Source organism: Hymenobacter arizonensis (assembly GCF_900115775.1).
Taxonomy (GTDB): Bacteria; Bacteroidota; Bacteroidia; order Cytophagales; family Hymenobacteraceae; genus Hymenobacter; species Hymenobacter arizonensis.
Genome location: NZ_FOXS01000005.1, coordinates 500312 through 510588 on the forward strand (window position 1 = coordinate 500312; position 10277 = coordinate 510588).

The window sequence follows — 10277 nt, forward strand, 5'->3', positions numbered from 1 at the left end:
GTTTTGGCGCGGGCGGCCATCGGCTGCCGAACCGCGTAAGCACCGGTGTACGCTACATTCGTTCCCACAAAACCCCCTCCCCGTGGATAATCGCGCCCTGACCCGCGCCTTCAAGCTGGCCGCCCAGCTCATGGAGCTGCACGACGAAAACCCCTTTAAGATTCGCGCCATCGAAGGCACGGCCAACGCCCTCGACGCCCTAAGCTTCCCCGTTTCGGAAGTAGAGCGCTCCGGCCTGCCCGACCGCACCGGCCTGAGCAAAACCGCCGCCGCCAAAGTGGCCGAACTGCTCGATACCGGCACGTTCTCCGAGCTGCAGCGCCTGCTCGACGTCACGCCGCCCGGCGTGGTCGAAATGCTCAGCATCAAAGGCATCGGTCCCAAGAAAATCCGCAGCCTGTGGCGCGAGCTGGGCATCGAGAGCACCGAGCAGCTGCGCGAAGCCGCCGAGAGCGACCAAGTAAGCAAGCTGAAAGGCTTCGGCAAAAAGACCCAGGAATCCATTTTGGAATCCCTGGAGTTTGCTGGCCAAAGCAAGGGCAAGCTGCTGTATCCGCAGGCCGAGGTGTTGGGCGAAGAAATTGCGGCGCTCCTACGCAAGGCCCTCAATACCGAAAAAGTAGCCGTGGCCGGCGAAGTCCGCCGCCGCCTCGAAACCGTGGAAGTGGTGAGCGTAGTAGCCGCTACGGATAAGCCCCTCAAGGCCCACGAACTGCTCAATACCATGGACGGCCTCACCGCCGACCCACGCCGCTCGGGCCCATTTGCTTGGCGCGGCACGGCCACCAGCTCTGGCGTGCAGGTTGAAGTGCTGCTGACCACGACTGAGCAGTTTGTGACTGAGCTGTTCTTGAACTCGGCCGCCGAGGAGCATTTATCAGAAGAAGTGCCCGGCTCCACCACCCTTCGCCAGTGGGCGCGCCGCGAGAAATTCCAGCAGGAAGAAGCCCTCTACGAGAAAGCCGGCCTGCAATTCATCGTGCCCGAGCTGCGCGAAGGCCTGGGCGAAATAGCCCTCGCCGCCGAGAAAAAGCTGCCCCGCCTGCTCGAAGACGCCGACCTGCGCGGCTCCCTGCATAACCACAGCACCTACTCCGACGGTAACCACAGCCTGCGCGAAATGGCCACCTGGCTGCGCGACCACCAGTACGAGTACCTCGGCATCTGCGACCACAGCCAGGCTGCCCACTATGCCAATGGCCTCGGGGTGGAGCGGGTGCGCCAGCAGCACCAGGAAATCGACAAGCTGAACGCCGAGCTGGCGCCTTTCCGCATCTTCAAGGGCATCGAGAGCGACATCCTCAGCGACGGCTCCCTCGACTACCCCTCCGATGTGCTGGCCAGCTTCGATTTCATCGTGGCCTCCGTGCACTCCAACCTGAAAATGGACGAGCGCAAAGCCACCGAACGCTTGCTCCGCGCCATCGAAAACCCCTACACCACCATGCTGGGCCACCCCACGGGCCGCCTGCTGCTGCGCCGCCAGGGCTACCCCATCGACTACAAAGCCGTCATCGACGCCTGCGCCAAAAACCAAGTCATCATCGAAATCAACGCCAACCCCTGGCGCCTCGACCTCGACTGGCGCTGGGTGCGCTACGCCCTCGACCAGGGCGTGATGCTCAGCATCAACCCCGACGCCCACCACACCGACGGCTACGCCGACATGCGCTACGGTGTGCTCATGGGTCGCAAGGGACTTTTGACCAAGGAAATGACGTTTAATACGAAGTCAGCGGAGGAAGCAGCCGCGTATTTCGAAAAGCGCAAAGCTGAAATCAAGCCCCCGCTGGAATACAAGAAGTCGCTGTTTGAGTAGTTATTAATGTAAAGAACAACCAACTCCCCTCCTCAGCCGAGGAGGGGATGTTCGAGCCAAGGGCTCGGACGGGGGTGGTTGAACTCGTTGAACGATACCCGAACGACCCGTGCCTGCATCGTTCCACGAATCCAACCACCCCAGCTAAGCCTAACGGCTTAGCGTCCCCTCCTTATCCAAGGAGGGGAGTTGGTTGTTCTGCTAGCCCATGAAAATCCTCGTCCTCCGTTTTTCCTCTATCGGCGACATCGTCCTGACCACGCCCGTGGTGCGGGCGCTGGCTCAGCAGGTGCCAGGCGCGGAAGTCCATTATGCCACCAAGCCCGGCTACCGTGGCCTGCTGGAAGCCAACCCCTACATCACCAAAGTACATTGCCTTGCCGGCAGCCTAGGCGAACTGGTAAAAGAGCTAAAAGCCGAACGGTTCGACTACATCATCGACCTGCACAACAACTTGCGCACGCGCCTCATCAAGCTACAATTAGGCGTAACGTCCAACAGCTTCGATAAGCTGAACTGGCAGAAATGGCTGCTCGTGAATTTCAAAGTCGACAAGTTGCCCCGCGTGCACATCGTGCAGCGCTACCTGGAAGCTGCCGCGCCGCTGGGTGTCAAAGATGATAAGAGAGGCCTCGATTACTTTATCCCGGAAAATCAGGAAGTAGACCTGGCCACCTTGCCGCCCGCATTTCAGCGCGGCTACGTGGCCGTAGCCATTGGCGCTCAGCACGCCACCAAGCGCCTGCCCGTCGAAAAGCTGATTGAGCTGTGTGGCAAACTCTCGCGCCCCATTGTGCTGCTGGGCGGCCCCGAAGACGAAAGCATTGGCCATGTTATACAACAGGCTTTCGAGACGCAAGCGGCTGTTCAAGCACCGGCCAATGTCGTTCCCAGTAATCCTTATTATTTTCCGACTAACCCACCAAATACCTTACTTATCCACAACGGCTGCGGGCGCTACTCGCTGCATCAATCGGCCTCCTTGCTCCGCCAGGCCCAATTCGTAGTCAGCCACGACACTGGCCTGATGCACATTGCCGCCGCTTTTGGCAAGGAAATTTTCAGCGTGTGGGGCAATACCGTGCCCGCCTTCGGCATGTACCCTTACCGCACCGAGTTCAAGGTGCTGGAGGTGCCCGGGCTGTCGTGCCGGCCGTGCTCCAAAATAGGCTTTGCCAAATGCCCGCAAGGCCACTTCAAGTGCATGCGCGACCAAGCGCTGGACCTGGAACTGCCGCCTTCGCGCGACGGTCGCTAACTTGTGGCTTAACCTTAAACCTCACGAGTTATGGCCGAAATCTGCTAGCACCTCTCTTCGCTGACCGACTTAACAACTGCCAGCGAGTACGCCTGCCCGGAATGCGTCGCCATGGGCGATGATTGGGTGCACCTGCGCGTCTGCCAGGAGTGCGGCCACGTAGGCTGTTGCGATAATTCGAAAAACATGCACGCCACCAAGCATTTTCAAGGCACCCAGCACCCCGTCATTGCCTCGGCCGAGCCCAGCGAAAAGTGGCTGTGGTGCTATGTGGATGAGGAAATGGCGGAATATTAATTTCTGAACCGCGGATTTATCGGATTGGCGGATTAGTCGGATTTTGTGGACGACTCAGTTTTTACTGAAAAACCCAATTTCTGAAAATGAAGAAAGGCCACCCAATTGGGTGGCCTTTCTTCATTGCAATGCTCTTGATAGTCATTGACGAGTCGTCCACAAAATCCGACTAATCCGCTCAATCCGATAAATCCGCGGTTCAGACAATCCGCTCGAAACCGCAGTAGCTGTGCAGCACCTGCGGCAGTTCAATGCCATTGCTGGTCTGGTTGTTCTCCAGCAGCGCCGCCACGATGCGCGGCAAGGCCAGGGCCGAGCCGTTCAGGGTGTGCAGTAGCTGCGTTTTGCCGCCGTCGGCGCGGTAGCGGCACTTGAGCCGGTTGGCTTGATAGGTTTCGAAGTTGGACACCGAGCTTACTTCCAACCAACGGCCCTGGGCGGCGCTCCATACCTCCAGGTCGTAGGTGAGGGCGGCGGTGAAGCTCATGTCGCCGCCGCAGAGGCGCAGCACGCGGTAGGGGAGGTTTAGCTGCTGCAGCAGGCCTTCAACGTGGGCTAGCATGGCTTCCAGGGCGTCGTAGCTCTGGTCGGGCTCCGTGATTTGCACGATTTCTACTTTGTCGAACTGGTGCAGGCGGTTGAGGCCGCGCACATCGGCACCCCAGGAGCCGGCCTCGCGGCGGAAGCAGGGCGTGTAGCCGGCCATGCGCACGGGCAGCTTGTCCAGCGGCACAATTTCGTCGCGGTAGATATTGGTCAGCGGCACCTCGGCCGTGGGGATGAGGTAGAGGTTGTCCTTGGCGTCGTGGTACATCTGGCCGTCCTTGTCCGGGAGTTGGCCGGTGCCGTAGCCGCTGGCTTCGTTCACCAGAATCGGGGGCTGCATTTCGGTGTAGCCAGCGTTGCGGGCTTGGTCCAGGAAAAAGTTGATGAGGGCGCGCTGGAGCCGGGCACCCTGGTTTTTATACACGGGAAAGCCGGCACCGGTGATTTTGTTGCCGAGTTCGAAATCGATGATGTCGTACTTCTTAATCAGCTCCCAGTGGGGCTGGGCGTCGGGGCCCAGAGCAGGCTTGGTGCCGTGCTCACGCACCACCTCGTTGTCGGTAGCAGCGCGGCCTTCGGGCACGCTGGCATGCGGCAGGTTGGGCAGCTTATAGAGAAGCTGCTGCTGTTCTTCTTCTACCTGCGCGAGTTCGGTGGCGGCGGCTTGGGTGTGCTGCTTCAGCTCGGCAGTACGCACTTTGAGGGTTTCGGCCCCGGCTTTGTCGCCTGATTTCATGAGGCCCCCGATTTGACGGGCCAACTCGTTGGCTTCGGCCTGGGAGGCGTCGTGGGTGGTTTGGAGGGAGCGGCGGCGCTGGTCCAGGTCAAGAATGGCGGCCACGTCGGCTTCGGCGGTGGCGTAATGTTTTTTGGCGAGGCCAGCCAGCACCAACTCGGTCTGGTCGCGGAGAACGGAAATCTGCAGCATGGGGTACGAAGTGGAATGGGGGCAAATGTCGGAAGTAAAACCGGCCGGAGCCACAGGCCGCTACAGGGGGCTTGCGCCGGGCGCGCAACTTATTTTACGATGGGCGGTGTTAAAGTTTGCGAGGCAGGCATCCGATTTGGCAGTTTGCCCGTAATGCGCTAACATTGCGTTAGCAACCGGCCGCCGTGGCAGGAGCAACGGGCCCCAGCGCCCGCCTCCGGCCCGTCTTTTGCTGAATCCCAGCGGCCCCCTTTCTGCACCTAATTTCTTGCTTATCCATTGCGCTCCGCGCGCTGCTATGCTGTATAGCCCGCGTTTCTTGCCAATGTACTATCCGCGGCCAGTCCGCTTCCGTGCCGTAGCTGGCTTTTTGAGCCCCCAAGCGGGCTTTTTGGGCCGCCAGCTCCTCGCTTTAAGCCGATGTTTCTCCCCCTATTCCCTTTATGCACACCATTAACGAGTTGAAGGACCGGCTGCTGTCCGACCTGAAAGAGATTGCCGAAAAAATGAACGTCGGCAACTTCAAGCGGCTCAGCAAACAGGATTTGATTTACAAAATCCTCGACCAGCAAGCCTTGGTTCCAAGCTTGGCCGAGCAAACCGACACCCCGGCCCCGGCCGCCGTTGCCGAAGCTCCCGCCGCCCCGGCTGCAGTAGCGCCCAGCCCCAGTCGTGCCAAAAGCCGTCGGCCAGCCCCCAGCACCGCCGAGCAGCCTTTTTCGGACGTAGCCCCGCCTGCCCCTAAAGCCGCTAACGGCCGCGCCCCGCGCGAGCTGCGCCGTGAAGCGCCCGCTGCACCCGCTGCTACTACGGTTGAAATCCTAGACCCCATCGAGGGCCTTGCCCTCGTGCCCGGCAGCGATGCTACCGGAGCCTCTTTGGCAAACGACCCAGTGCCAGTAGCTGCTCCCGAGCCTGCCCAAGACGCTGCTCCCAGCGCCGACGAGCAAATCAACGGCGGCGAATTAGCCAGCGACACTAACCAAGCAAACAGCACCGAACAGGATGCCACTACCGCCCGCCCCGAGCGCCGGGAGCGCCAACGGGTAGACCGCGCCGGCCGCCCCATCACGGAGCAGCGCGCCGCCGAAATGGCTGCTGAAAAAGCCGCCGAGGCTGCCGCTGCTGCCGAGGCCACCGCCAATGGAACCGCTGAAAACGGCACCGATACCCGCAGTGGCAACCCCGACGACCGTCGCCGCGAGTTTGGTGGCAACGGCTTTTCCGACCGCCGCGAAAACCGCGCCGACCGTTTTGAGCGCGACAACCGTGAGGTGCGCGACGGCCGCGAGCAGCGCCCCAACCGCAACGACCAACCCCGGGAGAACCGTGAGCCCCGGAATGACCAGCCCCGCGAGCAGCGCGAGCCTCGGGAACAGCGTGAGCCCCGCAACGACCAGCCCCGCGAAAACCGTGACGGCCAACCCCGCGAGCCGCGCAACGACCAGCCGCGCCCCGAGCGCGACGGCCGCGATAACCGCAACCTAACCCGCGAAGAGCGCTACGCCCAGCGCGACTTGCAGCGCCAGCAGCGCGCCCTCAACCCCGACGGCACGCCCCGCGCCGACCAGCCCCAGCGCGAGCCTCGCGAGCCCCGCGAACCCCAGCAGCAGCGCGAGCCCCAGCGCCCCGCCCGCCAGGACCTCGACCTGGTGGTGCCCGGTGGTGGCACGTTTGAGCTTATGCCCGACGGTGGCTACGGTTTCCTGCGCTCGCCCTACTATAACTATCTATCCTCGCCCGACGACATTTTTGTGTCGCCGCAGCAGGTGAAGCAGTTTGCTATGAAGCCCGGCGACACGGTGATTTGCACCATTCGTCCGCCGCGCGAAGGCGAGAAGTACTTTGCCCTGGTGGGCGTCGATAGCATGAACGGCCGCACCGTGGAGGAAGTCCGCGACCGGGTGCCGTTCAGCCACCTCACGCCACTCTTCGCCGACCAGCGCATGAAGCTGAGCACGAAGTCCAGCCAAATCAGCACCCGCGTGCTCGACTTGTTTGCCCCCATCGGCAAGGGCCAGCGCGGCCTGATTGTGGCCCAGCCCAAGACCGGTAAAACCGTGCTGCTGCAGGAAGTGGCCAACGCTATTTCGGAAAACCACCCCGAGGTATACCTGATGATTCTGCTCATCGACGAACGCCCCGAGGAAGTGACCGACATGGCCCGCACCGTGAAAGCCGAGGTACTGAGCTCGACCTTCGACGAAACAGCTGACCGCCACGTGAAAATCGCCGAAATGGCGCTCGACAAGGCCCGACGCCTAGTAGAGTGTGGCCACGACGTGGTGATTCTGCTCGACTCCATTACCCGCCTGGCTCGGGCTTACAACACAGTGCAGCCCAGCTCATCGCGCATCCTTTCGGGTGGTATCGACGCGGGCGCCTTGCAAAAGCCCAAGCGCTTCTTCGGTGCGGCCCGCAACGTGGAAGGCGGCGGCTCGCTCACCATCATCGCCACGGCTTTGATTGAGACCGGCTCGAAGATGGACGAGGTTATCTTCGAGGAATTCAAAGGCACCGGCAACATGGAACTGCAGCTGGACCGCAAGCTGGCCAACAAGCGTGTGTTCCCGGCCATCGACATCCCGGCTTCCGGCACCCGCCGCGAAGACCTGCTCATGAGCAAGGACGAGTTGAGCCGCGTGTGGGTACTCCGCAAGTTCATGTCGGACATGACCGCCACCGAGGCGATGGAATTCCTGAAGGACCGCATCAAAGGCACCAAGGACAACGAAGAGTTCTTGATATCAATGAACGGCTAAGCCATTCGGTTCTTAAAACAAAAAGCCCGCTACATGACTGTAGCGGGCTTTTTGTTTAATTATAACTAATGCTTGATAAGCAGGTATAGCGTCTAGCAATGGGGTAACATAGCATGAGTACAACGGCCTTGGCGCAGAATAAATTCAATTCTCACGCAAAGCTTTTACTGTTTTTACTCAGGCAGTTTCCCCAAAGGCGAGGCGGTAGGTAGAGGAATGTGAAGCGTAGGAGCCACAATTCTCGGTTTACTTTGTTAAATGCCCATGCAAACTACTCCCGTTTCCCTACCAGAACTGCTATACATCCACGACCCGCTGTGCGGCTGGTGCTTTGGCATGAGCCCGGTTATCAACCGGGTGCAGCAGGAGTTTGCAGGCAGGTTGGATGTGTCGGTGCTGTGCGGCGGCATGGCCACCGGCGAGCGCGCCACGCCCATTTCCGAAACCTGGGGCTACATCAAGAACGCGCTTGGCGATGTGGAAAAAGCAACCGGCGTAACACTTGGCTCCGCCTTTAAAGCCCTAGCGGAAGAGGGTACCTACTTCTACGATTCGGAGCCGCCGTGCCGCGCCATTGTAGCTTTTCGCCAGATTACCCAAGACCCCGCCCGAGCAGTAGGCTTCGCCCATGCCGTGCAGGCTGCATTGTTTCAGGATGGGTTGGACCTCAACGAGCCCAGCACTTACAACGTCTTGTTGCTGCCCTTTGGCGTCGACGTAGTGGAGTTTCAGCGACGTTTTGCGGCACCCGAAACGGTTCGCGCTACCCAGCAGGAGTTTGCGGCAGTGGCCCGCATTGGGGTGCAGGGTTTTCCCACCAGCGTGGTGCGTATAGGAGAGCAGGGCTACGTGCTGGCCCGCGGCTACCAGCCCTACGAGCATGTGCGGCAGGGCTTGGAGCAACTGCTGGCAGAGGCGCAGTAGCTGGCTGCTTTGCTTCCTACAGGTGTATCACTTGCTTCTGAAGCGGCGACCAAGCAATGCTGCGGCGGTCTTCTTTTCCCACTAGATAAGTGAAGCGAATGCTTTTGGTGCGTTTGCGAAGGTCGTCCCAGGCGGCACGGTCTGGGGCGTCGGGCCCGGCAGGGTAAGGAGCGGACGCCACTACAGCCGGGCTGGAAAAACTTGACGCCCGAAAAAACTCGTTCATACGCCGCCGCACAAATGCTTCCCGCTCAGCGGGGGTGACGGTGGCCGTCTTCATTTCGTAGACCATGGGCGCTTCCAGCTCAGCCGCGCTGAGCGTTTCCCGGAAAATCACCTCGCCGGCGGCAGTCGTAATGGTGAAGGTAGCCGCGCCTTCCAGCACCGAAGGGCCCCGTAGCACGAGGCGGAACACGTCGGGCTTATAGTCGGGCTGGCTGAAGGCATGCGTCTGCTGTACCGAAACCAAGGTGTCGGACTGGGTGCTGGCTGCCGCTGCGCGGGTGGTATCCGGAGCCGGTAGCTGCGAGGTGTCGGCCGCGGATTTGTCCGTAACGCGGGCTTCGGTGCCCTCTTGCACTGCTGAAGGAGTCGAATTGCAAGCCGCCAGCAGCGGCAATAAAGCAAGCCAGAAAGGGCGCATAGGAAGGGACATAAGTACGAAAAAGCTCACCAGTAATACGAGGCGAAGCCGCTTAAGATGCAAGCGGAAGTTAGCTACCCGGGCTAGCCTAGGTGTATAGTCCCAGCGTGAGGTGGGTCGGGTTTCGGGTAAATATAGTCGGGTTCTTTTGCCACTGCGCACAGACGAATTCATGTGGGGTCAGCCCGCGTAGCGTCTTCAAGCGCTTGGCGTGGTTGTAGGCTAGCAAAAAGGCTTGCAAGTGCTCGTTGAGCTCGTCGGTGCTCTGGTAGTGGAAGCGCTTGACGGTGGCTTCTTTGATGGTGCGGTTCATGCGCTCGACCTGGCCGTTGGTCCAGGGGTGAGCTGGCTTCGTGAGACGATGCTCGACACCATATTCGCGGCAAATGCGGTCAAAACTGTGCCCACCCGGCAGAAATTGGTGCGGCTGGGGCGTGAACTGCACCCCGTTGTCGGTCAGCACGGTATGCGCTTTGTAGGGCAGCTTGTCGAGCACGCGCCGCAGAAATTCGGCCGCGGCGACCCGTTTGGCACGCGGATGTAATTCGGCAAACGCCACCTTGCTGGTGCGGTCGATGGCCACAAAAAGGTATTGCTTACCTTCCTCGGTCTGGACCTCGGCGAAATCGACGTGCAGGTAGCCGATGGGGTAGTCTTTGAATTTCTTTTTCGGCGGGCTCTGCCCGTCCTCGTTCAGCGGCAGGCGACTGATGCCGTGGCGTTGGAAACAGCGGTGCAGCGCCGAGCGGGACAGGTGCGGAATCGTGGCCTGCAGGGCGTACAGGCAGTCATCGAGTGCCAGCAAGGTGTGCCGACGAAAGGCCACGGCGATGGCTTCCTGCTCGGCGCTGAGCACCGTCGATACCGGCTTGGGGCCCATGGGCGCATCGGCTGTAGTCGGGCGCTTGCGCCACTTGGCCACCGTTTTGGGGTTGATGCTGTAGCGGGCAGCTAAGCTTTGTAGGCTTTCCTGGCTGTGTTGGATAGCGCGCCGTACTGCCGCTGTTGTGCGGGCGCTGCCGTGGAGTACTTGTCCCATAGGTTCGTGCAAAATTCCAGCCCGGAAAATACACCATCACTCCTTGGGACTATACACCTAG

Annotated in this window: 8 protein-coding genes; 5 read left to right on the forward strand and 3 right to left on the reverse strand. The window is 60.6% G+C overall.

Features of this window, described 5'->3' with window-relative positions:
* Positions 1-82 precede the first annotated feature (82 nt).
* The 3 genes from BMZ66_RS18610 to BMZ66_RS18620 all read left to right on the forward strand — a co-directional run bounded on the left by BMZ66_RS18610 (position 83) and on the right by BMZ66_RS18620 (position 3374).
* Positions 83-1819, forward strand: coding sequence for a DNA polymerase/3'-5' exonuclease PolX (locus BMZ66_RS18610; protein WP_092677076.1), 1737 nt, complete (start codon positions 83-85; stop codon positions 1817-1819).
* Positions 1820-2027: 208 nt separating this feature from the next.
* Entirely contained in the window at positions 2028-3077 is a 1050-nt protein-coding gene (locus tag BMZ66_RS18615; RefSeq protein ID WP_092677079.1) for a glycosyltransferase family 9 protein, read from the forward strand.
* Between the two features lie 60 nt (positions 3078-3137).
* A complete protein-coding gene (locus BMZ66_RS18620) occupies positions 3138-3374 on the forward strand; it encodes a UBP-type zinc finger domain-containing protein (RefSeq protein ID WP_262507602.1) in 237 nt (78 codons plus the stop codon).
* Between the two features lie 199 nt (positions 3375-3573).
* Here BMZ66_RS18620 and serS read toward each other — a convergent pair whose 3' ends face one another.
* A complete protein-coding gene (gene serS / locus BMZ66_RS18625; RefSeq protein ID WP_092677083.1) occupies positions 3574-4848 on the reverse strand; it encodes a serine--tRNA ligase in 1275 nt (424 codons plus the stop codon).
* A 443-nt stretch (positions 4849-5291) separates the two neighbouring features.
* Here serS and rho point away from each other — a divergent pair, with 443 nt between their 5' ends.
* The gene (gene rho, locus BMZ66_RS18630) at positions 5292-7610 is read left to right on the forward strand and encodes a transcription termination factor Rho (RefSeq protein ID WP_092677085.1); all 2319 of its coding nucleotides are present in this window, start codon (positions 5292-5294) and stop codon (positions 7608-7610) included.
* Between the two features lie 264 nt (positions 7611-7874).
* Positions 7875-8534, forward strand: coding sequence for a DsbA family protein (locus tag BMZ66_RS18635; RefSeq protein WP_143080280.1), 660 nt, complete (start codon positions 7875-7877; stop codon positions 8532-8534).
* 16 nt (positions 8535-8550) lie between these two features.
* Here BMZ66_RS18635 and BMZ66_RS18640 read toward each other — a convergent pair whose 3' ends face one another.
* Together BMZ66_RS18640 and BMZ66_RS18645 are read right to left on the reverse strand one after the other, a co-directional pair.
* Complete coding sequence (locus BMZ66_RS18640; RefSeq protein WP_092677089.1) at positions 8551-9177, reverse strand: hypothetical protein; 627 nt, start codon at positions 9175-9177, stop codon at positions 8551-8553.
* 88 nt (positions 9178-9265) lie between these two features.
* Positions 9266-10216 carry an IS481 family transposase gene (locus BMZ66_RS18645; protein WP_092677092.1) on the reverse strand — a complete coding sequence of 317 codons (951 nt, stop codon included), beginning with the start codon at positions 10214-10216 and terminating at the stop codon, positions 9266-9268.
* Between the last annotated feature and the right edge of the window lie 61 nt (positions 10217-10277).

Excerpts from the sequence above, each read along its gene's own strand:
- BMZ66_RS18615 (WP_092677079.1), top strand. The coding sequence starts at position 2,028 with ATGAAAATCCTCGTCCTCCGTTTTTCCTCTATCGGCGACATCGTCCTG.
- serS (WP_092677083.1), bottom strand. The coding sequence starts at position 4,848 with ATGCTGCAGATTTCCGTTCTCCGCGACCAGACCGAGTTGGTGCTGGCT.
- rho (WP_092677085.1), top strand. The coding sequence starts at position 5,292 with ATGCACACCATTAACGAGTTGAAGGACCGGCTGCTGTCCGACCTGAAA.
- BMZ66_RS18635 (WP_143080280.1), top strand. The coding sequence starts at position 7,875 with ATGCAAACTACTCCCGTTTCCCTACCAGAACTGCTATACATCCACGAC.
- BMZ66_RS18640 (WP_092677089.1), bottom strand. The coding sequence starts at position 9,177 with ATGCGCCCTTTCTGGCTTGCTTTATTGCCGCTGCTGGCGGCTTGCAAT.
- BMZ66_RS18645 (WP_092677092.1), bottom strand. The coding sequence starts at position 10,216 with ATGGGACAAGTACTCCACGGCAGCGCCCGCACAACAGCGGCAGTACGG.